Raw genomic sequence first — 21688 nt, forward strand, 5'->3', positions numbered from 1 at the left:
GGGTGGGCGGGTGGCTCCGCCGCTCGGTGCGCCGCCGACCGAGACCGGGCCGGGCAGCATCGGCGTCGCCGGGCCCGGGAGCAGGGCGGCGGCGGCCATCGGCAGGTAACTCAGCGAGGCCACCGCGACGAGGACGCCCGCGCGCCGGATCCGCTGCCGGCGGGCGCCGGTGGCGTCGACGAAGACCGGCCGGGGCGGGACAGCTGTCAGCGGAGGGTGCGAGCCGGGGAGCCCGTCGAACGAGATGCGAGAAGCCACCGGCTGAGGCTATTGGGGAGGTTATGAGCGTATGTCCCGATTTGAAGGTGAGGCGACGGGTCGTTCTTTCACTATTCGCCTATCCGGAAGGGAAGGCACGCTCACCTCAGACGGAGCAGGAGGGCGTCGAACGGCGAAACAGGATGAAGGTCCACAGTGTTCCGCGAGCCACCCCCGGCGGCGGGGGGGCTCGCGGGTTCCCGTGGTCAGCCCTGGGTGCGGTCGTCGATCTCGGTGTCCGACTCCCCGGGCCGGGCGCCGATCGCCTCCTCGGCGGCGCGCCCGCCGGTGCTCTCGTCGCCCAGGTCCAGGCTGCTGCGGGGCAGCCCCGACAGCCCGGCCGGATCCTGGATGTCGCCCCGCACGCCCCGATCGTCCTCGGCGCGGTCGTCGATCTCGGTGCCGGACTCCCCGGGCCGGGCGCCGATCGCCTCCTCGGCCGCCCGCCCGCCGGTGCTCTCGTCGCCCAGGCTCAGGCTGCTGCGCGGCAGCCCCGACAGCCCGGCCGGATCCTCGGTCGGCTGATCGGGCCAGTCGGCGGTCTGCCCGCCCGCGCCGCCGGCGGACTCCCGCCGTCCGACGCCCTGCGCGTGGTACGCGCCGGGCACACCGGGGTCACCCGGATCGGCCAGGCTCGTGTCGACCGGCCGGGCGTCCGGGTCGGCCAGCCCCGCGCGGCGCAACATGTCGACCAGCTCGTCGTGCGGCATGCGCTCGGTGTCCGTTATTCCGGCCCCGCGCGCGATGGACCGCAGGGTGGTCAGGTCCTGATCTGCGAAGGTCTCGGCCATGCCGGTGCCTTCCCGGTGCCCGAGAGAAGGAAACCTGTCAGGCCCGTGCGCCACCCAGTCCCAGCAGCACGGCCAGGCCGAGCGCGCTGCGCGGGGCGTACGGCACCCGCCACAGGCCGCCGTGCGCCGCCGCGTACGCCTCGTCCCGCCACGGGTGGTCCTGGACCGGACCGCCGCCGGTGCGCAGGTCGTGCACGAGCAGCGCGGCCATCAGGGTGTTGCTGGTGGCCGGCTCGAACACCTCGATGCCGAACCGGTGCGCCCCGGCGTACGCGGCCGCGAGAGCGCGGTTGCGCAGCACCGAGCGGGTCCGGGTGGGCGGGGCCACGGTGAACGACACGGTGGCGCCCGCGTCCCGCGCCACCGCCGCCCGCCAGCGTTGCAGCCGCTTCGCCAGCGCGTAGTTCGGCCCCTGCTGCGGCACCAGACTGTCGTTGATGCCGGGGTCGGCGCCGGGTGGGTAGTTGCGGTGCAGCAGCCGGCCGCCGGAGAGCAGCCGCAGCGACCGGCGCGCCACGCCGCGGGCGGCGTACCCGCGTTCGGCGTGGGCCACGGCCTCGGCGGGCACGGCGTACACGTCGGTGGGGGTGGCCAGGAAGGCCAGCGCGGTGTCCGGGCGGCGGCGCCCCAGGTGGACGGTGAGCGCGTCGACCGCGGTGGCGACCCGGACGTTGGTCGCGCCGTCGGCGTACACGTAGTTGCCGAGCACGAGCCGGCCGTCCAGGCCGTCGAGCCAGCGGGCGGCCTGCGGCAGGCGGTGCAGCAGGTCGGCGCCGGCGCCGGCGGCGAGGGCGGCTTCGCCGTCGCCGGTGCCGGGCCGCACCGGCAGGTGCAGCCGGCCGCCGTGCCGGTGGGCGGTGCGCAGCAGGCGGCGCCAGATCTCCGGGCGGGGCAGGTCGACCGCGACCACGTCGCCGCCCCAGCGCAGCACCGACGGCAGCGGGCCCATCTCGGCGCCCGCTCCGAGCACCACGAGCCGCTGGTCGCGCAGGTCCAACCAGTCCGGGTTGGCCTGCACCGCCCGGACCGCCTCGGCGCAGCTCGGCTCGACGACGCCCGCGTCCACCCAGGCGTCGAGGCGGCGGCGCAGGTCGTCGCCGCGCAGGCGCTGCCCGCGGTACGGCACGGACAGCTCACGCTCCACCGGGCCGGCGCCGGTCACCGTGGCGGTCTCCAGCGGCGGCTCCCCGTCGGGCAGCGCGAACGCCTCGTCCAGCGCGACCTCACCGCCGTCGCCGGGGACGTAGCGCATCCGGGCGTGCAGGCCGGCGAGCCCGTCCCGGGCGATGGTGAGCGCGGCCTCGCGGGAGAGCAGGCCGGCCTCGACGAGCCGGCGGAAGTGGCCCAGGTAGCCGTGCCGCCAGTCGGTCTCGTGCTCGGCGGAGCGGGCGCCCACCGGGTCGACCGCCCGCAGGGCGTCGGCGACCACCGCCCGCCCCAGCACGGTCGTGCTGCGCCGGCCGTCGCCGGTCGCGGGGAACACCACCCCGGTCGGGCCGTCCACGGCTCACCTCCTGCTCGTACCGGCCGCCGCCGGTTGTGCGCCCACTCTGCCGCATCCACCGTGCCGCCGCGCGCCGGGCCGCTCAAGTCACGGTCCGCGCACGGATCGGTCACGACGGTCGCGCTTGGGTATCGGCTCGGCCACGGCGGGATCCGCCGCGCCGTCGCCCTGCGTCAATGGCCATGACCCGTCCCCAGCCCCTTGGAGGAACCATGGTCCACCTGAGACGGTCGGTGCTGCTGCTGGCAGCCCTGGCGACCACCGTGACGGCCGGCGCCTGCACCGCCGACGGCGGCGGGCAGCGCAGCGACGCGGCCCACGGGCCGGTCCGCCCGGACACCGGCGCCCCCTGGTCCGGTGACGAGACCCGAGCCTCCGACGACCCGCTCTCCACCTTCGCCGTCGACGTCGACACCGCGTCGTACGGCTACGCCCGCCGGCTCATCATGGACGGCCGGCTGCCGGAGCGCGGCGCGGTACGGCCGGAGGAGTTCGTCAACTCGTTCCGCCAGGACTACCCGCAGCCCGCCGACGACGGCTTCACCGTGCACGTCGACGGCGCCCGCCTGCCGGAGACCCACCGGGCCGGCGGCGACGAACGGCTGCTGCGGGTCGGCCTGCAGACCCGCGCCGAGGACGGGGATCGCCGCCCCGACGCGGCGCTCACCTTCGTCATCGACGTCTCCGGGTCGATGGGCGAGCCGGGCCGGCTCGACCTGGTGCGCGACGCCCTGCACACGCTGGTGGACCAGCTGCGCCCCACCGACTCCATCGCCGTGGTCGAGTTCAGCGACAAGGCCCGGGTGGTCCGGGAGATGACCCCGGTCGCCGACGCCCGGCCGCTGCACGCGGCGATCGACTCGCTGCACACCCGCGACAGCACCAACCTGGAGGCCGGGCTGGTGCTCGGCTACCGGGTGGCCCGGGACGGCTTCCGCCCCGGCCGGACGAACCGGGTGATCGTGCTCTCCGACGGGCTGGCCAACGTCGGCAGCACCGACGCCGATCCGATCCTGCGCCGGGTACGCGCCGAGGCCGAAAAGCAGATCGCCCTGCTCGGCGTGGGCGTCGGCAGCGACTACGGCGACAAGCTGATGGAGCAGCTCGCCGACCGGGGCGACGGTTTCGCCGTCTACGTCAGCGAGCGGGAACAGGCCCGTGAGGTGTTCGTGCGGCAGTTGCCGGCCACGCTGAGCGTGCGGGCGCTGGACGCCAAGGTGCAGGTGACCTTCGCGCCGCAGGCGGTGCGCTCCTACCGGCTGGTCGGCTACGACAACCGGGCCCTGGCCGACGAGGACTTCCGCGACGACCGGGTCGACGGCGGCGAGGTCGGCCCCGGGCACAGCGTCACCGCGCTGTACGCGGTCCGGCTCGCCGAGGGCGCGGCCCCGTCGGACCGGATCGCCCAGGTGCAGGTGCGCTGGACCGACCCGGCGGACCGGACGCCGGCCGAGACGTACGGGTCGGCGACCGTGGCCGACGTGCAGCGGAGCTTCGCCACGGCGTCGCCGCGGTTGCGGGCCTGCTACGCGGCGGCCTGGTTCGCCGAGACGCTGCGGGGTGCGGAGTCCGACGGGCCGGTCCGGCTGACCGACCTGGCGACCATCGCGGACGGGGCGGCCGCCGCCACCGAGGACGCCGAGGTGCGGGACCTGGCGCGGGTGTCCCGCTCCGCCGACGAGCTGCGCTGAGCGGCCGGGGCCGGCGCCGAGCAGGGGAGGCGCCGGCCCGTCGGGTCAGCGGCGGGCGGGTTTGGGCTCCGGCGTCGGGCGGTTGCGTTCCGGGTCGACCCCGACCTGCAGGGCGAAGCCCGGGTCGACGGCGAGCAGCGGGCGCGGCCCGAACAGCGCCATGGCGGTCAGCAGTTGGTCGGCGCCCCGTTCCCGCCAGGTCGGCCGCCGCTGCGGGTCCAGCTCGGCGTGCTCCCGGCGCTGCCGCCGCAGCAGTCGGCGGGCGGCCGCGCCGGTCTCCGGCACCTCGCACAGCCACCAGCCGCCCAGCGCGGTGGCCAGGCAGCACAGCAGCAGGCCCACCACGGAGGCCGGCCCGCCCGCGTCCCGCCCCTCGACGGCGCTCTCCACCAGCCGGGTCACCCCGACCGCGGCGACCGCGAACAGCGGCAGGGTGCCCAGCGCGATGCGCCGCCGCTGCGCCGGGGTGAGCAGCCAGCCGTCCCGGACGAGCCGGCCGACCAGCCGGCGCAGCGCCCGGCCGACACCGGGGTCGGCGAGCACCGCGGCCCAGGTCTGCGGCCGGCGCAGCGCGGCGTGCAGGGCGCGGACCAGCGCGGGCGACCGGGGCGGCGGCGGACCGTCCACCGACAGGGTGGCCAGCTCGCCGAGGCGTACCACGCCGGCGCGGTGCAGCGCGGCCACGCCCACCTGGCACGCCAGCAGGGCGCGGTCGGTGAGGTAGGCCAGCTCGACCGCGTCCGGGACGGCGCCCCGGGCCCGCCGGCCGGTCAGCTCCCGCGCCGCCAACGCGACGGCGACGGCCACGGCGACCGCCCCCAGGTAGTCGAGCAGGAAGAGCGGTCCGCTGACACCCCAGAGCATGACGACAAGTATGGCCCGCCCGCACCGGTCGCCCGACGTCAGGAGGCGTGGGTCACCTCGCTGTCCCAGATCTGCGACCAGGGGCGGCGCAGGCCGCGGCAGACGAAGATCGGCTCGCCGTTCTCGTCGTTGTCGACGTCGACCCGCTGGTCGACCCGGCCGGCCTCGGTGACCTCGGTGAACCAGGCGCGCAGCCGGTCGGGGCGCTCCCAGCCGACGGCGATGACCACGTCGACGTCGTCGGCCGGGCGACCGAAGGTGGCCATGCTGTTGTGCCCGGAGTAGGCCCGGGGCAGGTCACGGGCCGGGCCGTAGCGGGCCAGCGCGCCGGCCTCGCCGTAGTTGCCGGTGAGCACGACGGCCCGGGCGCGCTCCTCCGGCGGCAGGCCCCGGTGCACGGTGGCGACCGAGTCGGCGAACGCCGGCCAGCCGATCGTCTCGCCCGCGTCGTAGTTGACGTCGACCACGAAGCCGGGCAGCCGGTCGGCGGGCAGGGTGGGCAGCAGCAGGACCGCGCTGCTGGCGACCATCAGGGCGGCGGCGGTGGCGAGCAGCGCCTGCCGGGCCCGGGCGGCGCCGCGCCGGGCCCAGTCGGCGGTGACCACCGCGCCGGCCGCCGTGAGCACGAGCAGCAGCGGGGCGTCGTAGTAGCCCTTGCCGCCGGCGAGCACGACGATCGCGAACACCACGAGCCACGCCCAGCCGAGCGCCCGGTACGCCGCCCAGCCGGGCCGGCGCAGCAGCGCGACGAGGCCGGCGATCCACACCGGGGTGGCGAACGGGCTGATGATGAGCACCTGGAGCACGACCGCGTCGAGCCGGCCGCTGTAGGAGCTGTCGCCGTCGGCGATCGACGAGGCCACCGAGAGCTGGGGGAAGCCGTGCGCGCCCTGCCAGGCGAGGTAGGGCACGGCGAGCAGGGCGGCGACGGCGGCGCCGGCCAGCACCCACCGGTCGCGCAGCAGCCGGCGCGGCCCGGCGATCAGGACCCCGGCCAGCAGACCGACGCCGAGCAGCGCGGGCAGCAGCTTGTTGAGCATGCCCAGGCCGAGCGCCAGGCCGATGCCGAGCGCCCACCGGCTGTCGCCGGTGCGCAGCATCCGCACGGCGCACCAGGCGGCGGCGAGCCAGACCAGCAGGTCGACGGTGGTCGTGCTGAGCAGGTGACCGGGGGCCAGCACCACCCCGGCCGCGGCGGCGAGCACGGCGGCGGCCAGCTGGGTGCCGCGGCCCGCGCCGAACTCCCGGGCGATCGCCGCGACCAGCACCACCGACGCGCCGGCGATCAGCGCCGACGGGGTGCGCAGCAGCACCAGGTTGCCGGGCGCGACGGTGTCGGCCAGCCGGGCGAGGGCGGGCACGAGCGGCCCCTGGTCGACGTAGCCCCAGTCGAGGTGCCGGCCGCAGAGCAGGAAGTAGAGCTCGTCGCGGTGGTAGCCGTAGCGGCCGGCGAGCAGCAGCAGCACGGCGGTGACGGCCCCGCCCACCAGCCAGGGCGCGGCGGTGCGCGGCCCGGGCGGCGGGGTCGTCGGTGCGGCGGCCGCCCCGGTGTCGGGGCGGTCGAGGTCGGTGACGGGTTCGGCCACCTGCCCATGATGGTCCCGCCGCACCCCGTCGCGCTGCCCCGCTCGCCGGACGGAAATCGGTACCCGGCCGGCGACCGCCCGGCTAGCGTGCCCGGGATGCGCATCCGGGAGTACGCCGAGACCGACTGGGACCAGGTCTGGCAGATCGTCGAGGACGTCATCGTCGCCCAGGAGACCTTCCCCTTCGACCCGACGTGGCCGGCCGAGGTGGCCCAGGAGGTGTGGGTGGAACGGCCGCCCGGCCGCACGGTGATCGCCGAGGAGGACGGCACGGTGCTCGGCACCGCCAAGATGGGGCCCAACCGGCCGGGGCCGGGCGCGCACGTGGCCACCGCCAGCTTCATGGTGGCCCCCGCCGCCCGGGGCCGCGGGGTCGGCCGGGCCCTGTGCGAGCACGCCCTGGACTGGGCCCGGCGGCAGGGCTTCGCCGCGATGCAGTTCAACGCGGTGGTCGAGACCAACACGGCGGCCGTGCAGCTGTACCGGCGGCTCGGTTTCACGGTCATCGGCACGGTGCCGGAGTCGTTCGCGCACCCCACGCTCGGGCGGGTGGGGCTGCACGTCATGCACCGTCCCCTGTGAGCGGCGGCGCTGCGCGAGGATGGACCGATGAGCCCTGAGCCGATCGAGCTGGCCGCCGCCCTGGCGCGCTTCGACCAGCTGTGGAGTCCGCGCATCGTCACCACCGTCAACGACTACGACGTCCGGATCGCCAAGGTGGCCGGCGAGCATGTCTGGCACGCCCACGACCACACCGACGAGTTCTTCCTGGTCCTCGACGGGGAACTGCGCATCGCCCTGCGCGACGGCGCGGAACGCGAGGTGGTGCTGCCGCGCGGCGCCGTGTTCGTGGTACCGCGCGGGGTGGAGCACCGGCCGTCCGCGCCGGACGGCGCGTCGATCCTGATGTTCGAGCCGTCCGGCACGTCCAGCGTCGGGGAGCGGCACGACGAGGTGCCCGGACACGTCGACGCCACCACCGGGCACCGGCTCTGACCGGCCGGCCTCAGCGCCCCGCCGGCGCGGGCTCCGCGGCGGCCGGCGGGGTCGGGGCCGGCCAGCCCAGCCGGCGTACGCCGGGGACGGCGGCCGTCCCGACGCAGGCGACCAGGACCAGCGCCCCGGCCACGGCGAGCGGGACGGGTGCGCCCCAGGCCGCGGCGGCGAGCGGGGCGAGGGCGTACCCGAGCGGCATGGCGCCCAGCGACATCAGCCAGTCGTACGAGGTGACCCGGGCGAGCACCTCGGGCGGGAACTGGCCCTGCACGACGGTCTCCCAGACCGGGTTGAGGAACCCGAGGGCGATCAGCGCGAGGCAGTAGGCGGTCACGGTCACCGGGGCGGGCGCGGCGGCGGCGAGCAGCAGCAGCGGCGCCGCGTACGCGGCGAGGGCCAGGTTGCCGAGCAGCACGGGCCGGCGGGGGCGGGCCCGGGCGGCGAGCAGCGATCCGGCCAGCAGGCCCATCGCGCCGGCCTGCTGGAGCAGCACCCAGACGCCCTCGCCGCCGAGGCGGTCCACGGCGACGACCGGGCCGAGGGTGAGCAGCACCGCGGCGGCGCCGTTCCAGACGCCGTGGGCGAGCAGGCTGCTCCAGTACCAGTCCCGGGCGCGGACCTCACGCCAGCCGAACACCAGGTCGGCGCGCAGCGACCGGTGCGGGACTGGCACGTGCCGCACCCGGATGACGGCCAGCAGCGCGGCGCTGACCGCGAACGAGGCGGCGTCCAGCACGAACGCCCATCCCGGCCCGACGGTCCAGACCAGCAGCCCGGCCAGGGCGGGGCCGGCCAGCCGGCTGGCGTTGCCGGTCGCGCCCATCAGCGCGTTGGCCCGCTGCCGGCCGCCGGCGTCGACGGTGCCGGCGACCAGCGGGGAGGAGGTCGGCATGGCGAACGCCGAGGCCGCGCCGCCGACGGCGGAGGCCACCGCGAGGTGGGCCAGGGTGGGGGCGCCGCCGAGCAGTTCGATGCCGACGACCAGTTGGGCGACGCAGCGCACCAGGTCGGTGGCGAGGGCGACGCGGCGGGCGTCGAAGCGGTCGGCGACCACACCGCCGAGGGGCAGCAGCAGCAGCCGGGGCACCATCGCGCAGCCGAGCACCACGGCGAGGTCGGTGGTCGATCCGGTGGCCCGGAGCACGGCCAGGGCCAGCGCGGTGGGGACCACGGCGTCGCCGATCGCGGAGACGGTGCGCCCGAGGAACAGCAGGCGGAAGGCGCGGAGCCGGAGGGGATGCGTCACCTCCGCAGGATACTTCGACGTCGAATATTTCGACAACGAATATTTAGTTGCCGGCGTACCGTGGTCGGGTGACCGACCGCGACCCCGTCGACCAGCACATCGAACGCTGGCTGCCCGTGGTGCCCGACCTGGACCCCGACGTGGAGGGGGCGGTCGTCCGGATGTTGCTGCTCGGCCGGCACCTGCGCGAGGTGAAGGACCGCGCGCTGGCCGAGCTGGATCTCCAGGAGAAGGAGTACGGCACCCTGCACGCCCTCGCCGGCCGGGGCGGCCGGGCCGCGCCCTCGGAGATCGCCGGCGACCTGCGGATGGCGCCCGCCTCGATCACCGCGCGGGTGGACGCGCTGATCCGCCGGGGCTTCGTCCGGCGGATCCCGTCCGAGGTGGACCGCCGCCGGATCGACGTGGAACTCACCGACGCCGGCCGGGCCGCCTGGCAGCGCGCCATCGGGGTGGTCGGCGACGAGGAGCACCGGGTTTTCGGCGCGCTGACCCCGGACGAGCGACGGACCCTCGCCGACCTGCTCCGCCGGGTCACCCTGGCGGCCGAGCCGCCGCCGGGCCGGATCTGACCGGCCGGAATGTCGGTGGCCGGGGCTAGGTTGGTCGCGACCAGCCGACGCCCGTCCAGGGAGGCGCCATGAGCACCCTCGTCGACCGACCGCACACCGCCCTGCTCGTCATCGACGTGCAGAACGGCGTCGTGCAGCACGCCCACGACCGGGACCGGGTGGTGGGCAACATCGCCGTCCTCGTCGACCGGGCCCGCGAGGCCGGCGTCGAGGTGGTCTGGGTGCAGCACCGCAGCGAGGAGCTGCCCACCGGCAGCGAGCAGTGGCAGTACGTGCCCGAGCTGGTGCGCCGCGACAGCGAGGCGCTGGTGCACAAAGCCTGGGGCGACTCCTTCGAGGACACCGACCTGGAGTCCGTCCTCGCCACGCGGGGCGTCGGCCGGCTCGTCGTGACCGGCGCGCAGACCGACGCGTGCATCCGCTCGACGCTGCACGGGGCGGTCACCCGCGGCTACGACGCGACGCTGGTCGCCGACGCCCACACCACCGAGGACCTCTCCGCCTACGGCGCCCCGCCGCCGGCGCAGGTCATCGCCCACACCAACCTCTACTGGAGCTACCACTCCGCGCCCGGCCGCACCGCCGGCACGGTCGACACGGCCGACGTCGACTTCGCTGCGCCGGTCCCCGCCTGAGCCGAGCCGCCGCGGCCCGGCCACACGGCGGGAAAACCCGTGGCCGCTCGGCGGCGGGCGCTGGCAGGCTGCCCGTCATGAGTGCACAGGCCCTCGCGGGGGCGCTCGCCGACGAGCGCCGCCGCGCCGTGTTCGCCGCCGTCGTGCTCGGCGCCGGGGACCTCTCCGCCGTCGTGTCCCGGACCGGGCTGTCCGCCCGGGACGCCGCCACCGCGGTCCGCCGGCTCACCGACGTCGGCGTGCTGACCGACGACGGGGCCGGGCTGCGCGTCGACGGCCAGCGGCTGCGTGACTTCGCCCGCGCCGGCGGCCCGCCCACCCCGGCCACGGCGGCGAACCCCCGCGAGACGATTCTGCGCACCTTCCTCCGCGACGGCACGCTGACCCGGCTGCCCGCCCAGCGCGGCCGCCGCCGGGTGCTGCTGGAGCACATCACCGAGCGCTCCTTCGAGCCGGGCGTGCGCTATCCGGAACGGGCCGTGGACGACGCGCTGCGCCGGTGGTGCGAGGGCGGCGAGGCCGACCACGTGTCGCTGCGCCGCTACCTGGTCGACGACCTGCTGCTCGCTCGCGAGCAGGGCGTCTACTGGCGACCGTGAGCCGGGCAACCCGTTGACCCGGCAAGGGTTGACGACGCCGCCGTGTCGCGCTAAAACAAGAAATCGAGGACTTGAGTCGCCCCGACTCAACTTGACACCTTCGGCCAGGAGAACCGAGGAGGCAGGACCATGCTGATGCGTACCGACCCGTTCCGCGAGATCGACCGGCTCACCGAGCAGTTCTTCGGCACCACGGCCCGGCCGGCGGTCATGCACCTCGACGCCTACCGTGACGGCGACTTCTTCCACGCCGCCTTCGACCTGCCCGGCGTCGACCCGGACAGCATCGACTGCACGGTGGAGCGCAACGTGCTGACCGTCCGCGCCGAGCGGCGCCGGCCCGGCGGCGACAACGTCGAGCTGGTCGCGGCCGAGCGGCCGATGGGCACCTTCACCCGGCAGCTCTTCCTGGGCGACACCCTCGACACCGACAAGCTGGAGGCCGGCTACGAGAACGGCGTGCTGACCCTGCGCATCCCGATCTCCGAGCGGGCCAAGCCGCGCCGGATCGCGGTCACCGCGGCCAGCAACGGCCGCCGGGAGATCAGCGCCTGACGGGACGCGCGCCCGGGAGACGAGCGTCAGGGGACCGCGGGAGCGGGGATGGCTGGGGAACCGGCCGCCCCCGCCGGCGTGTCCGGGGCCGGCGGGTAGAGCCGGGCCAGGGCGTGCGCCGTGGCGGTGAGGCGGTCGCGCAGCTCGGCCGGCTCCAGCACCTCCACCTCGGCGCCGAGCTTCAGCAGCTCGGTGTGGGCGTGCCGCACCGACTCGATCGGCACGGTGGTCTCCAGCCAGCCGTCCGGGCCGGGCTCGCCGGCCGCCGCGCGGGCCACCCGGCTCATCTCCGGCGGGAGGACGTACGGCATGAACTCCAGGGCGGCCGCGGTCACCCGGATCCGGGCCCGGTCGCGGTAGACGTCCCGCTCGTAGCGCTCGGTCCATTCCCGCCAGTAGTCGGCCAGGTGGAAGTCGGCGGGCCGCTCGTAACGCTCGTCGCGGATCGCCACGTCGAGGACCGCGCCGACCCGGTAGGTGCGCAGCTGTTCGTCGCAGCGGGCCACCAGATACCACCGGCCCGCCTTGAGCACCACGCCCAGCGGGGCGACGACCCGGGTCACCTCGCGCGGCGCGCGCCAGCGCCGGTAGCGCATCTCCACCAGGCGGTCCTCCCACACGGCCCGGGCCAGCGCGGCCAGGTGCGGGGTGGGTTCGGGGTGCCGGAACCAGCCGGGCGCGTCCAGGTGGAACCGCTGCCGGGCCCGGCCGCCCCGGTCGGCCAGCTCGTCGGGGAGCGCGGCGAGCACCTTCAGCTCGGCGGCGGCCACCACCGGCCCGAGGCCCAGCTCGGCGGCCGGACCGGGCATGCCCGCCAGGAACAGCGCCTCGGCCTCCGGCGCGGTCAGCCCGGTCAGGCGGGTCCGGTAGCCCTCCAGCAGGCGGTAGCCGCCGGCCGGGCCGCGGTCGGCGTACACCGGGACGCCGGCGGCGCCGAGCGACTCGACGTCCCGGTAGACGGTCCGGACCGACACCTCCAGGGCGTCGGCGAGCTCCTGGGCGGTCATCCGGCCCCGGGTCTGCAGGAGCAGCAGCACGGAGACCAGGCGGCTGGCACGCACGCCGTGACGGTATCCCGCTCCGGAGAATCCGCGCCGCCGGCCCGGCCGGGCCGGTGACACGGCGCCGAGCGGCCGGCGCCGGTCCTTGCGGCGGCGGGAGATCGTCGGGCGCGCCTCGTCGCGAATCGCCCGGCCGGCTGAGAGCCTTTCTCACATGCTGCGTCCCGAGGTGCTGCCCCGCGGATCCGCGCCCGCCCTGGGCGGCGGGCCGACCGATTTCACCGAGGCGTGGCTGCGCAACCGGCGGCTGTCCGAACACACCCGCGACGCGTACCGGCGGGACGTCACCGGGTGGCTGAGCTGGTGCGCCGGCCGCGGCCTCGACCCGCTGCGGGCCAGCTTCCTCGACGTGAACGACTACGGGCGGGAGCTGGAGTCCACGCCGTGCGGCCGGGGCGGCCGGCCGCTCACCCCGGCCACCGTGGCCCGCCGCCTGTCCGCCCTGTCGAGCTGGTACGACTTCCTGGTCAAGCTGCGCGCGCTGGACGCCAACCCGGTCGCCGCCGCGGACCGTCCCCGGGTCGACCGCGATCACTCCGCCACGATCGGGCTCACCCCCGAGGAGGTCGACGCGCTGCTCGCCGCCGCCGACGCCGACACGGGTCCGACCGCCGCCCGCAACCGGGCCGCCATCGTCCTCCTGGCCGATCTGGGGCTGCGGGTCGGCGAGCTGGTCTCGCTGGACGTCGCCGACCTGGGCGCCGAGCGCGGCCACCGCAGCGTCCGGTTCGTCGGCAAGGGCGGCAAGGTCCGCCGGCGGGCGCTCACTCCCGCCACCGCGTACGCCGTTGACGCGTACCTGGCGGCGCGCGCCGCCGCCGGGGGGGTGACCGTGCCGGAGCTGACCGGGCCGCTGCTGGCCACCGCGACCGGCGGGCGGCTGGACCGGCACGCGGTGTTCCGGCTGGTGCGCCGGCTCGCCCAGGCGGCCGGGATCCCCGCCTGGGCGAAGCTGTCCCCGCACTCGCTGCGGCACGCGTTCGCCACCACGGCCCGCGCCGAGGGGGTGCCGTTGGAGGACGTGCAGGACGCCATGGGGCACGCCGACCCGCGGACCACCCGCCGCTACGACCGGGACCGGCACAACCTGGACCGCGACCCGGCGTACGCGATCTGGGCGGCGCGCGCCCGCCGCCGCGGATAGTCCCTTGACGGAGTGAGTGCGGACTCCGGTTCTTCGCCGCGGTGATGGGACTGCCGGTCCTGCCGCCCGCGCCGGAGGGGCACCACCTGGCCTTCGACGTCGTACCCCGGTCGTAGGGTGCCGGGATGCGGCACGGGCTGGAGATCTCCTGCGGAGGCGCCTCGGTGACGGTGTCCGACCTGGTCGCGCTCGGCGAGCTGGCCGAGCGGGCCGGCTGGGACGGGGTGTTCCTGGAGGACTACCTCATCCACCACGCCGGCGACGACCCGCCGACCTGGGATCCCTGGCTGGTGCTGGCGGCGGTGGCCGGCCGCACCGACCGGCTCCGGCTGGGCACCACGGTCACCGCGCTGCCCCGGCGCCGCCCGGCCAAGCTGGCCCGCGAGGTGCTCACCCTCGACCACCTCTCCGGCGGTCGGGCCGGAGTCGCCGTGGGTGTCGGCGACCCGGCCGACCGAGGGCTCGCCGCATTCGGTGAGCCGACCGACGTGAAGACCCGTGCCGCGATGCTCGACGAGGGCCTCGACCTGCTGGTCGGGCTGCTCGGCGGTGAACGGGTCACGCATCGGGGCGCGCACTACCGGGCCGAGGCGGTGGCGCTGCGACCCGCGCCGGTGCAGTCGCCCCGGGTGCCCGTCTGGGTCGGCGGCAGCCTGCAGGCCAAGGCCGTGCTGCGGCGGGCCGCCCGCGCGGACGGCATCGTGCCCTACAAGCTGACCGACACGGCCGGCTGGTCCGACGTCACCGCGGACGAGGTGCGCGAGGTGGTCGCCGCGCTGCCGGCCACCCGCGCCGACGGGCAGCCGTTCGACGTGGCGATCGGTGGCCGGCGGCGGCGACCCGACGAGCGGGCCGAGCGGGCCTACCTGGCGGAGCTTGCGGCGGCCGGAGTGACCTGGTGGCTGGAGTACGTCCCCGCCGGCGACCCGGCCGGGATGCGTGCGGCGGTCGCCCGGGGCCCGCTGCGGTGACCGGTCAGCGGCCGCGCGGCGGCCGCTGGCGGGCGTCGTAGTCCTGGCGGGCCTGCTCGACCCGGTCGAGGTGCCCGGCGGACCACTGCGCCAGGTGGGCGAAGAGCGGGGCCAGGCTGCGCCCCAGCTCGGTGATCTCGTATTCGACCCGGGGCGGGACCTCGGCGTGGTAGGTGCGCAGGACCAGGCCGTCGCGTTCGAGCTGCCGCAGTCGCTGGGTGAGCACCTTCGGGGTGATGGTGACCAGACGGCGTTCCAGCTCGACGAAGCGCTGCCGGCCGTACTCGTGCAGGGCCCAGAGGATCGGCGTGGTCCAGCGGCTGAACACGAGGTCGACCACCGGGGCGATGGGGCACGCCAGTTCCGGGTCACCGCCCGTGCGGGGCTGCCAGGTGGTGCTGCTCACATTCCCTCCCGACGCCGCTACTTTCTTCTAGGTACCTACTATACGCAGGCGATTAGCCTGCTCCACATCGCACATCGAGAGGGGCACATCATGATCGTGGTTACCGGAGCGACGGGAAACGTCGGACGACCGTTGGTGCGGGCGCTGGCCGCAGCGGGTGAGCCGGTGACGGCCGTGTCCCGGCGGGTCTCGGCGACGGACCTGCCGTCCGGCGTCCGAGCGATCCGCGCCGATCTGGCCGACCCGACCGGGCTGAAGGCGGCGTTCGACGGCGCCGAGGCGTTGTTCCTGCTGCTCACCGGCGAGCAACTGACCGACGGCGCGGACCCGGGCGCCATCCTCGACACCGCGCGGCAGGCCGGCGTACGCCGGGTGGTCCTGCTGTCCTCGCAGGGCGTGGCGACGAAGCGCCATCCGCCGGGGCAGGAGGAGGCGGTCCGCGCCTCCGGGCTGGAGTGGACGGTGCTGCGACCGGGCGGCTTCCACTCCAACGCCCTGGCCTGGGCGCCCGGGGTACGCGCCGGGCGCGTCGTGCAGGCGCCGTTCGGCGACGTGGCGCTGCCGAGCGTCGACCCGGCCGACATCGCCGAGGTGGCGGCGCTCGCGCTGCGCGACGGTAGCCACGCCGGCGGCACGTACGAGCTGACCGGCCCGGTGGCGGTCTCACCGCGGGAGCGGGCGGCGGCGCTCGCGGCGGCGCTCGGCGAGCCGGTCCGATTCGTCGAGCAGACCCCGCAGCAGGCGCGGGAGCAGATGCTCGCGTTCATGCCGGAGCCGGTGGTGGTGGCGACCCTGAGCATCCTGGGCACGCCGTCGCCGGCCGAGCAGCGGGTCAGTCCGGACGTCGCGCGCCTGCTCGGCCGTGCGCCGCGCGGCTTCGCCGACTGGGCGGCGCGGCACGTCGCCGACTTCCGCTGACCGGTCCGCCGGCCTGCCGGGCAACCCCCGGCGGGCCGGCGGCGGTGCTCAGCCCTGCGGCCGGGGGCAGAGGCAGAACGGCTGGCCGACCGGGTCGAGCAGCACGGTCCACCGCTCGCCGCCCGGCTGGAACTCCGGCCGCGTCGCGCCGGCCGCCACGAGGTCCTTCTCGGCCAGGGCCACGTCGTCGACGTAGAGGTCGAGGTGGTAGCGCTTGCCGGCGGTCTCGTCCGGCCAGGCCGGCGGCGCGTAGCCGGGCACCAGGCCGAAGCCGATCGAGGTCCCGTCCTTGCTGATCATGGCGTATTCGGCCTGGCTGTGGGTGACCTCCCAGCCGAGAGCGCGGGAGTAGAACGCGGCGTGGGCAGCCGGGTCGGAACTGTCGAGGTTGACCATGGCGAGGTCGGCGTGCTCTGTCATGCCGGCCAGTCTGCCGAAGGTACCTGCCACCTGCTGTCAGGTTCGTCCGGCGGATCGCTGCTCGGCCCGGCCGGCCACAACTTCCTGCGGGCCGGCCCGCCAGTCTCTACCGTCGGTGGTGATGGGCAGGGAACGGGCGGAGAGCCGGCCGGCCCGGCGCCGCCGCCGGCCGGTACGCGCCGGCGTGCTGGTCGCCGCCCTCGGGCTGGGCACCTGCCTGGTGGGGGTGGCCGGGCTCGGCGTCTGGAACGTGCAGGTGGTGCTGCAGGCCAACGGCCCGGTCCGGGACACCGCCGAGGCGTTCTTCCGGGAGGTCGCCGCCGGGGAGACCGACCAGGCGTACGACAAGCTGTGCCGGGAGGCGCGCGGGAAGTGGAGCCAGGTCGGCTTCGGCAGTTGGGTACGCACACCGCCGCAGGTCAGCGGCTACGAGATCGTGGACGTCGCGGTGCAGACCCGGGGCGGGCGGCCCCGCGGCACGGTGACGGTGCGGCTGACCCGTGACGGTGGCGGCAGCGAGGAGCGGGAACTGCCGATCGTCCAGGAGGACGGGAAGTGGCGGGTCTGCGGCGACCCGTTCTGATCGCGCTCACCCCAGCTTCGGCTCGACCCACACGGCGGCGTCGCAGGACGTGAGGCCGACGCTCTCGACCTCCAGGAGCGCGCCCGTCAGGCGCGCGGGCCGAGGTCGCCGGAGCGGTAGTGGCGCCGGCACAACACCTGGTAGCGCACGTCGGCGGTGTCCACGGTGTCGCCGATGACGACCTGCTCGCCCTCGCGCACCACCCGCCCCTCGACGACGCGGGCGTTGAGCCGCCCTTCGCGGCCGCACCAGCAGAGCACCTCGACCTGGATGCGGGCCACCTCGTCGGCGAGTTCGAACAGCCGCTGCGCGGCGGGGAACAGGCAGGAGCGGAAGTCGGTGGCCAGGCCGAAGGCGTACACGTCGACGTCGAAGTTGTCGACCAGGTCGGCCATCTGCTCGATGTGGTCCAGGTTGTAGAAGGAGGCCTCGTCGCAGATGAGGTAGTCGACGCGTACCCCCTCGGCCCAGGCGTCGCGGACCAGGTCGCGCAGGTCCAGGTCGTCGGTGACCTCGACGGCGGAGTGGGCCAGCCCGATGCGGGTGGTGACCTGCGGGCCGAGCGAGCGGTCGATGCGGGTGGTCACCAGGCCGCGGCGGCCCTGCCGGGCATGGTTGTAGTTCATCTGCAGGGCCATCGTGGACTTGCCGCAGTCCATCGGCCCCCAGAAGAACTTCAGCGCGGCGGCGTGCAACGGCCGGCCGTTGACGGCGCGGGCGGCGGCGCAGCCGCCGGCACGGTCGTCGCCGGGGCCCGGAAGTGGGAGGGCCAGGCAGATCGGGGCGGCAGCGGCGTCGTCGGTCACGTCGCGGCAGCCTAGCCCATCGACGCGGAAGGATCTTGCTCGCGCGGAGCGGGGGCGGGCCTCACAGCACCCGGGGCGGGGTGTTGCCGGCGGCGATGATGGCCCGGCGGATCGGCACGGCGGCCAGCAGCGCGAACCCGACCACGAAGAAGATCAGCAGGGAGACCAGGCCCACCCGGTAGGAGGAGGTCAGCTGGAACACCAGGCCGAAGGCGAGCGGCCCGAGCCAGCTGGTGCCCTTGTCGCTGATCTCGTAGAAGCCGTAGTACTCGCCCTCCTTGCCGGCGGGGATGAGCTGGCTGAACAGCGACCGGCTCAGCGCCTGGCTGCCGCCGAGCACCAGACCGATGCACCCGCCGAGCACCATGAACGGCACCGGCGCCTCGGCGGGCAGCCGGAACGCCGCGATGATCACGCCGGTCCAGAGCACCAGGGACAGCAGCACGGTCTTCCAGGCGCCGATGCGCCGGGCCAGCGCGCCGAGGGCGAGCGCGCCGCCGAAGGCCAGGAACTGCACCAGCAGGATCGTCACGATCAGGGTGTTCTGCTCCAGCTTCAGTTCCTTGGTGCCGTACTGGCTGGCCAGGGTGATGACGGTCTGGATGCCGTCGTTGAAGACCAGGAAGGCGAGCAGGAAGAACAGCGTCAGCGGGTACGTCTTGATCTCCCGCAGGGTGCGGCCGAGCTGCCGGAACCCGTCGGTGAGCACGTTGCCGCCACCGTGCAGCGCCGCGGCGGTGGGGCGCTCGCGCAGCCAGCGCAGCGGCAGCAGGGTGAACGCCGCCCACCAGACGCCGGCCGACACGATCGACCAGCGGGCCAGGTCGAGGGTGCGCTGCGCGTTGCCCTCCTCGCTGAGCAGGGTGACCGCGACCAGGTTCACCGCGAGCAGCACCCCGCCGCCGAGGTAGCCGATGGCCCAGCCGCGGCTGGAGATGGCGTCCCGGTCGTCGGGGCCGCCGAGCTGGGGCAGGAACGAGTTGTAGACCACCACGGCGGCGCCGAAGGAGATGTTCGCGACCAGGAACAGCGCGCCGCCGAGCAGGTAGCGGTCGCCGGTGACGAACGCGAACGCGACGGTCGCGCCGGCGCCGGTGAACGCCGCCGCGGCGAGCAGCCGCTTCTTGTGCGCCGACCGGTCGGCGATCGCACCGACCACCGGGAGCACGAACACGGTGAGGAACACCGACAGCGAGATCAGGTACGGGTAGAAGGAGCCCGCGGCGACCCGGATGCCCAGCGGGTGCACGGCCCCGTCGCAGTTGTCCGCGCCCAACTCGCAGCCGGCCGCCAGCTCGGTGACGGTGGTGAGGAACGGGCCGAGGAAGACCGTGATCACCGTGGTCTGGAATGCGGAGTTCGCCCAGTCGTAGAAGTACCAGCCGGTGCGCTCGCGGCGGGTGCTGCCCGGGTGGGCGGGTTCGGCGACGGCGGGGGCGACCGTATCGGCCATCGGGGTCCTCGAGGTTCAGGCGGCCCAGTGGCCGCGGCTGCGGTAGACGTCGCGCAGCACGCCGACGTGATCGGTCATGATGCCATCCACACCAAGATCAAGTAAGTCGTGCATCTCGGCGGGTTCGTCGATCGTCCAGACGTGCACCTGCAACCCGAGGCGGTGGCAGTAGTCGAGGAACCGCCGGTCGACCACGGGCAGGCGCCCGTACCGGACGGGGACCTGGGCGGCGACCACCGACGGGGGCAGCCGCATCGGCCGCCCGTGCAGGGAGGCCATCCGCAGCCGGGCCACCCCGCGCATGCCCAGGCTGGTGGCGACCTTCGACCCGGCCAGGGCGCGCAGCCGGGCCAGCCGGGCGTCGCTGAACGAGGCGAGCAGCACCCGGTCGCCGGCCCCGGTGCGGGCCACCGTGTCGACGGTCGGCACGACGCCGCCGTCGGCCTTCACGTCGACGTTGAACCGGACCTCGGGCCAGGCGCCGAGGACCTCGTCGAGGCGCGGCATCACGGCGGCGCCGCCGACGCGTACCGAGGCCAGGTCGGCCCAGCGCAGGTCGGCGATGCGGCCGGGTTCGCCGGTGACCCGGCGCAGGGTGGGGTCGTGGAGGATCACCGGCACCCCGTCGGCGGTGGCGTGCACGTCGGTCTCCACGTAGCGGTAGCCCAGGGCGATGGCGCGGGCGAACGCGGCGGCGGTGTTCTCGTCGCCCTCGGCCGCGCCGCCGCGGTGGGCGAAGGCCAGCGGCGCGGGGGCGTCGAGGTAGCCGTGACGGGGCTGCACGCCGGAAGTATGCCGGGCGCGGGTGGCCTCCGGATGACCGACCGGCATCGCGACAACGAACTTCCCTATCCCTCCCTGACGGCGCTAGGGTAGGGAACGATGGGTAATGACATGTACTCGGTCGAGCAGGTGGCGGAGTTGCTCGGGCTGCACGTGCGCACCGTGCGCGGCTACATCCGCGACGGCCGGCTGCGCGCGGTGCGGATCGGCAAGCAGTACCGGATCGCCCGCGCCGACCTGGACGCGCTGACCGGCCGACCGGCCCCGGCGCCCGGCCCGCCCGCGCTGGAGGTGTCGAGCATCGTGCAGGTCGACGGCGTCGACCGGGCCGCGGCCGACCGCCTGTCCACGCTGGTGCTGGCCGGCGTCAACACCCATCACGACCCCGCGCGCCCGCTGCGCGTGCAGACCGTCCACGACGAGGAACGCCACCGCATGAAGATCGTGATCCTGGGCGACGCCGCCGCCACCGCCGACCTGCTGCACCTGGTCGACGCCGTGCTGGCCGGCGACAACGACCTGCTCACCGGGAAGGAGACCGGCGATGCCTGACGTGCTGGAGGACCGGGCCGGGGTGCCGGTGCTGGTCTGCGACCCGGCCGGCCCGCCCGTGGCCACGACCGACGCGGCCCTCGACCTGATCGGCGGCGCGGCCTTCGGCGGCGCCGAGGTGGTGGCCGTGCCCGCCGGCCGGCTCGACCCGAGCTTCTTCTCCCTGGGATCCCGCTTCGCCGGCGAGATCATGCAGAAGTTCGTCAACTACCGGGTGCGGCTGGTCGTCGTCGGCGACATCTCCGCGCACCTGGCGGCCAGCGGCGCGCTGCGGGCCCTGGTGGCCGAGTCCAACCGCCACGACCACGTCTGGTTCGTGCCCGACCTGGCCGCGCTGGATGCCCGGCTGGGCGCCGCCGGCTGAGCCTCAGCGCACCCACCCGGCGGTCAGCGCGGTCACCCCGAGCCCGTCGGGGTCGGCCAGCTTGACGCCGACGAACTGCCGGGCGGCGGGGGAGGTCTGCACGCGGGGCGCGGGCTCCGGGTCGATCAGCGTCGCCACCACCGCCGCGGCGGCGTCCGCGGGCGACTGGGCGGCGGCGAACGCGGCGGCGCTGCGATCCAGGTACGCGCGCAGCGCCGGCCCGTACACCCCGGCGGCGGCGACCGCGGCCTCGGCGTCAAGGTTGACGTTGGCGACGAACTCGCTGGCCACGGCGCCCGGCTCGATGACGGTGACGCTGACCCCGAGGGTGGCGGCGACCGGGGCGAGGCTCTCCATGAACCCCTCGACGGCGAACTTCGCCGCGCAGTACGCCTCGTTGAACGGCTGCCCGACCACCCCGCCCACGCTGGTCACGGTGATCAGCCGTCCCCGGCTGGCGCGCAGGTGCGGCAGGGCGGCCCGGGTGACGTGCAGGACGCCGAAGAAGTTGACCTCCAGGACCGCGCGGACGTCGTCGACGGTCTCCTGTTCGAGGGTGCCGACGTGCCCGGCGCCGGCGTTGTTGACCACCGCGTCGAGCCGGCCGTGCCGGGCGACCACCTCGGCCACGCAGGCGGCCGCCGCGGCCTCGTCGACGACGTCGAGCCGGCGTACCTCCAGCAGGTCGCCGACCCCGGCGGCGTCGGCGGCGGCGCGCAGCCGGTCGGCGCGGGCGGGGTCGCGCAGGGTGGCGACGGTGCGCCAGCCGGCGCGGGCCGCGCCCACGGCCGTCTGCAGGCCGATGCCGGTGGACGTGCCGGTGATCAGCACGGTGGGTGCGCTCACGGGTGCCTCCTGCCGCCACGGTCTCACCGCCGGGGCGGGCCAGGCGGCGAATCGGCGGCATCAGCCCCCGTCGGTCCCTTGGCC

26 protein-coding genes are annotated in these 21688 nt (G+C 75.6%); 13 read left to right on the top strand and 13 right to left on the bottom strand.

Features of this window, described 5'->3' with window-relative positions:
* From F8274_RS17060 to F8274_RS17070, 3 genes are all read right to left on the bottom strand, one after another.
* Nucleotides 1-258, bottom strand: a 258-nt coding sequence (locus tag F8274_RS17060) for a hypothetical protein (RefSeq protein ID WP_225853841.1), incomplete at its 3' end; no start/stop codon positions are given.
* 206 nt (nt 259-464) lie between these two features.
* On the bottom strand, nt 465-1049 hold the full coding sequence (locus F8274_RS32660; RefSeq protein WP_370518243.1) for a hypothetical protein: 585 nt from the start codon (nt 1047-1049) through the stop codon (nt 465-467).
* A gap of 37 nt (nt 1050-1086) precedes the next feature.
* The gene (locus tag F8274_RS17070; RefSeq protein WP_151463385.1) at nt 1087-2553 is read right to left on the bottom strand and encodes a hypothetical protein; all 1467 of its coding nucleotides are present in this window, start codon (nt 2551-2553) and stop codon (nt 1087-1089) included.
* A 212-nt stretch (nt 2554-2765) separates the two neighbouring features.
* Here F8274_RS17070 and F8274_RS17075 point away from each other — a divergent pair, with 212 nt between their 5' ends.
* Nucleotides 2766-4244, top strand: coding sequence for a von Willebrand factor type A domain-containing protein (locus F8274_RS17075; RefSeq protein WP_225853842.1), 1479 nt, complete (start codon nt 2766-2768; stop codon nt 4242-4244).
* A 45-nt stretch (nt 4245-4289) separates the two neighbouring features.
* Here F8274_RS17075 and F8274_RS17080 read toward each other — a convergent pair whose 3' ends face one another.
* Complete coding sequence (locus F8274_RS17080) at nt 4290-5108, bottom strand: TIGR04222 domain-containing membrane protein (RefSeq protein WP_151463387.1); 819 nt, start codon at nt 5106-5108, stop codon at nt 4290-4292.
* Nucleotides 5109-5146: 38 nt separating this feature from the next.
* Complete coding sequence (locus F8274_RS17085; protein ID WP_151463388.1) at nt 5147-6694, bottom strand: glycosyltransferase family 39 protein; 1548 nt, start codon at nt 6692-6694, stop codon at nt 5147-5149.
* Between the two features lie 96 nt (nt 6695-6790).
* Between F8274_RS17085 and F8274_RS17090 the strand changes: the two genes are divergently transcribed.
* Both F8274_RS17090 and F8274_RS17095 read left to right on the top strand, forming a co-directional pair.
* The gene (locus F8274_RS17090) at nt 6791-7276 is read left to right on the top strand and encodes a GNAT family N-acetyltransferase (protein ID WP_151463389.1); all 486 of its coding nucleotides are present in this window, start codon (nt 6791-6793) and stop codon (nt 7274-7276) included.
* 27 nt (nt 7277-7303) lie between these two features.
* On the top strand, nt 7304-7690 hold the full coding sequence (locus F8274_RS17095) for a cupin domain-containing protein (RefSeq protein WP_151463390.1): 387 nt from the start codon (nt 7304-7306) through the stop codon (nt 7688-7690).
* A gap of 10 nt (nt 7691-7700) precedes the next feature.
* On the opposite strand, the gene F8274_RS17100 is transcribed toward F8274_RS17095, so the two are convergent.
* Complete coding sequence (locus F8274_RS17100; RefSeq protein WP_151463391.1) at nt 7701-8936, bottom strand: MFS transporter; 1236 nt, start codon at nt 8934-8936, stop codon at nt 7701-7703.
* A gap of 68 nt (nt 8937-9004) precedes the next feature.
* Here F8274_RS17100 and F8274_RS17105 point away from each other — a divergent pair, with 68 nt between their 5' ends.
* The 4 genes from F8274_RS17105 to F8274_RS17120 all read left to right on the top strand — a co-directional run bounded on the left by F8274_RS17105 (nt 9005) and on the right by F8274_RS17120 (nt 11297).
* The gene (locus F8274_RS17105) at nt 9005-9508 is read left to right on the top strand and encodes a MarR family winged helix-turn-helix transcriptional regulator (RefSeq protein ID WP_151463392.1); all 504 of its coding nucleotides are present in this window, start codon (nt 9005-9007) and stop codon (nt 9506-9508) included.
* A 68-nt stretch (nt 9509-9576) separates the two neighbouring features.
* Nucleotides 9577-10143 carry an isochorismatase family protein gene (locus F8274_RS17110; protein ID WP_151463393.1) on the top strand — a complete coding sequence of 189 codons (567 nt, stop codon included), beginning with the start codon at nt 9577-9579 and terminating at the stop codon, nt 10141-10143.
* Nucleotides 10144-10220: 77 nt separating this feature from the next.
* Nucleotides 10221-10742 (top strand): DUF2087 domain-containing protein, encoded by a 522-nt coding sequence (locus F8274_RS17115; RefSeq protein WP_151463394.1) that lies wholly within the window; start codon nt 10221-10223, stop codon nt 10740-10742.
* 129 nt (nt 10743-10871) lie between these two features.
* Nucleotides 10872-11297, top strand: coding sequence for an Hsp20/alpha crystallin family protein (locus F8274_RS17120; RefSeq protein ID WP_151463395.1), 426 nt, complete (start codon nt 10872-10874; stop codon nt 11295-11297).
* Nucleotides 11298-11323: 26 nt separating this feature from the next.
* Here F8274_RS17120 and F8274_RS17125 read toward each other — a convergent pair whose 3' ends face one another.
* Entirely contained in the window at nt 11324-12358 is a 1035-nt protein-coding gene (locus F8274_RS17125; RefSeq protein ID WP_151463396.1) for a YafY family protein, read from the bottom strand.
* A 154-nt stretch (nt 12359-12512) separates the two neighbouring features.
* On the opposite strand from F8274_RS17125, the gene F8274_RS17130 reads away from it, so the two are divergent.
* The gene (locus tag F8274_RS17130; RefSeq protein WP_151463397.1) at nt 12513-13502 is read left to right on the top strand and encodes a tyrosine-type recombinase/integrase; all 990 of its coding nucleotides are present in this window, start codon (nt 12513-12515) and stop codon (nt 13500-13502) included.
* Nucleotides 13503-13627: 125 nt separating this feature from the next.
* On the top strand, nt 13628-14473 hold the full coding sequence (locus F8274_RS17135; RefSeq protein WP_151463398.1) for an LLM class flavin-dependent oxidoreductase: 846 nt from the start codon (nt 13628-13630) through the stop codon (nt 14471-14473).
* Between the two features lie 4 nt (nt 14474-14477).
* On the opposite strand, the gene F8274_RS17140 is transcribed toward F8274_RS17135, so the two are convergent.
* Complete coding sequence (locus F8274_RS17140) at nt 14478-14879, bottom strand: helix-turn-helix domain-containing protein (RefSeq protein WP_151463399.1); 402 nt, start codon at nt 14877-14879, stop codon at nt 14478-14480.
* 90 nt (nt 14880-14969) lie between these two features.
* Between F8274_RS17140 and F8274_RS17145 the strand changes: the two genes are divergently transcribed.
* Nucleotides 14970-15797 (top strand): SDR family oxidoreductase, encoded by an 828-nt coding sequence (locus F8274_RS17145; RefSeq protein WP_151463400.1) that lies wholly within the window; start codon nt 14970-14972, stop codon nt 15795-15797.
* A 48-nt stretch (nt 15798-15845) separates the two neighbouring features.
* Here F8274_RS17145 and F8274_RS17150 read toward each other — a convergent pair whose 3' ends face one another.
* Complete coding sequence (locus F8274_RS17150) at nt 15846-16217, bottom strand: VOC family protein (RefSeq protein WP_151463401.1); 372 nt, start codon at nt 16215-16217, stop codon at nt 15846-15848.
* Between the two features lie 121 nt (nt 16218-16338).
* Between F8274_RS17150 and F8274_RS17155 the strand changes: the two genes are divergently transcribed.
* Nucleotides 16339-16800, top strand: coding sequence for a hypothetical protein (locus F8274_RS17155; protein ID WP_151463402.1), 462 nt, complete (start codon nt 16339-16341; stop codon nt 16798-16800).
* A gap of 86 nt (nt 16801-16886) precedes the next feature.
* Here the strand turns inward: F8274_RS17155 and F8274_RS17160 are convergent, their stop codons facing one another.
* The 3 genes from F8274_RS17160 to F8274_RS17170 form a co-directional block, all read right to left on the bottom strand.
* Complete coding sequence (locus F8274_RS17160; RefSeq protein ID WP_151463403.1) at nt 16887-17606, bottom strand: thymidine kinase; 720 nt, start codon at nt 17604-17606, stop codon at nt 16887-16889.
* A gap of 61 nt (nt 17607-17667) precedes the next feature.
* Entirely contained in the window at nt 17668-19059 is a 1392-nt protein-coding gene (locus F8274_RS17165) for an MFS transporter (protein ID WP_151463404.1), read from the bottom strand.
* 15 nt (nt 19060-19074) lie between these two features.
* Nucleotides 19075-19842, bottom strand: a complete 768-nt coding sequence (locus tag F8274_RS17170) for a glycerophosphodiester phosphodiesterase family protein (protein WP_225853843.1) — start codon at nt 19840-19842, stop codon at nt 19075-19077.
* A gap of 99 nt (nt 19843-19941) precedes the next feature.
* Between F8274_RS17170 and F8274_RS17175 the strand changes: the two genes are divergently transcribed.
* Complete coding sequence (locus F8274_RS17175; RefSeq protein ID WP_225853844.1) at nt 19942-20394, top strand: helix-turn-helix domain-containing protein; 453 nt, start codon at nt 19942-19944, stop codon at nt 20392-20394.
* On the top strand, nt 20387-20758 hold the full coding sequence (locus tag F8274_RS17180; protein WP_151463406.1) for a DUF4180 domain-containing protein: 372 nt from the start codon (nt 20387-20389) through the stop codon (nt 20756-20758). Before F8274_RS17175 ends, F8274_RS17180 begins: the two co-directional genes overlap by 8 nt.
* Before the next feature lie 3 nt (nt 20759-20761).
* On the opposite strand, the gene F8274_RS17185 is transcribed toward F8274_RS17180, so the two are convergent.
* Nucleotides 20762-21604 (bottom strand): SDR family NAD(P)-dependent oxidoreductase, encoded by an 843-nt coding sequence (locus F8274_RS17185; RefSeq protein ID WP_151463407.1) that lies wholly within the window; start codon nt 21602-21604, stop codon nt 20762-20764.
* Nucleotides 21605-21688: the final 84 nt, after the last annotated feature.

Origin of the sequence: Micromonospora sp. AMSO31t (assembly GCF_008868175.1) — a bacterium.
Taxonomy (GTDB): Bacteria; Actinomycetota; Actinomycetes; order Mycobacteriales; family Micromonosporaceae; genus Micromonospora.

Excerpts from the sequence above, each read along its gene's own strand:
- F8274_RS17095 (WP_151463390.1), top strand. The coding sequence starts at position 7,304 with ATGAGCCCTGAGCCGATCGAGCTGGCCGCCGCCCTGGCGCGCTTCGAC.
- F8274_RS17080 (WP_151463387.1), bottom strand. The coding sequence starts at position 5,108 with ATGCTCTGGGGTGTCAGCGGACCGCTCTTCCTGCTCGACTACCTGGGG.
- F8274_RS17130 (WP_151463397.1), top strand. The coding sequence starts at position 12,513 with ATGCTGCGTCCCGAGGTGCTGCCCCGCGGATCCGCGCCCGCCCTGGGC.
- F8274_RS17155 (WP_151463402.1), top strand. The coding sequence starts at position 16,339 with ATGGGCAGGGAACGGGCGGAGAGCCGGCCGGCCCGGCGCCGCCGCCGG.
- F8274_RS17110 (WP_151463393.1), top strand. The coding sequence starts at position 9,577 with ATGAGCACCCTCGTCGACCGACCGCACACCGCCCTGCTCGTCATCGAC.
- F8274_RS17115 (WP_151463394.1), top strand. The coding sequence starts at position 10,221 with ATGAGTGCACAGGCCCTCGCGGGGGCGCTCGCCGACGAGCGCCGCCGC.
- F8274_RS17145 (WP_151463400.1), top strand. The coding sequence starts at position 14,970 with ATGATCGTGGTTACCGGAGCGACGGGAAACGTCGGACGACCGTTGGTG.
- F8274_RS17090 (WP_151463389.1), top strand. The coding sequence starts at position 6,791 with ATGCGCATCCGGGAGTACGCCGAGACCGACTGGGACCAGGTCTGGCAG.
- F8274_RS17165 (WP_151463404.1), bottom strand. The coding sequence starts at position 19,059 with ATGGCCGATACGGTCGCCCCCGCCGTCGCCGAACCCGCCCACCCGGGC.
- F8274_RS17120 (WP_151463395.1), top strand. The coding sequence starts at position 10,872 with ATGCTGATGCGTACCGACCCGTTCCGCGAGATCGACCGGCTCACCGAG.
- F8274_RS17075 (WP_225853842.1), top strand. The coding sequence starts at position 2,766 with ATGGTCCACCTGAGACGGTCGGTGCTGCTGCTGGCAGCCCTGGCGACC.
- F8274_RS17135 (WP_151463398.1), top strand. The coding sequence starts at position 13,628 with ATGCGGCACGGGCTGGAGATCTCCTGCGGAGGCGCCTCGGTGACGGTG.
- F8274_RS17175 (WP_225853844.1), top strand. The coding sequence starts at position 19,942 with ATGGGTAATGACATGTACTCGGTCGAGCAGGTGGCGGAGTTGCTCGGG.
- F8274_RS17180 (WP_151463406.1), top strand. The coding sequence starts at position 20,387 with ATGCCTGACGTGCTGGAGGACCGGGCCGGGGTGCCGGTGCTGGTCTGC.
- F8274_RS17150 (WP_151463401.1), bottom strand. The coding sequence starts at position 16,217 with ATGACAGAGCACGCCGACCTCGCCATGGTCAACCTCGACAGTTCCGAC.
- F8274_RS32660 (WP_370518243.1), bottom strand. The coding sequence starts at position 1,049 with ATGGCCGAGACCTTCGCAGATCAGGACCTGACCACCCTGCGGTCCATC.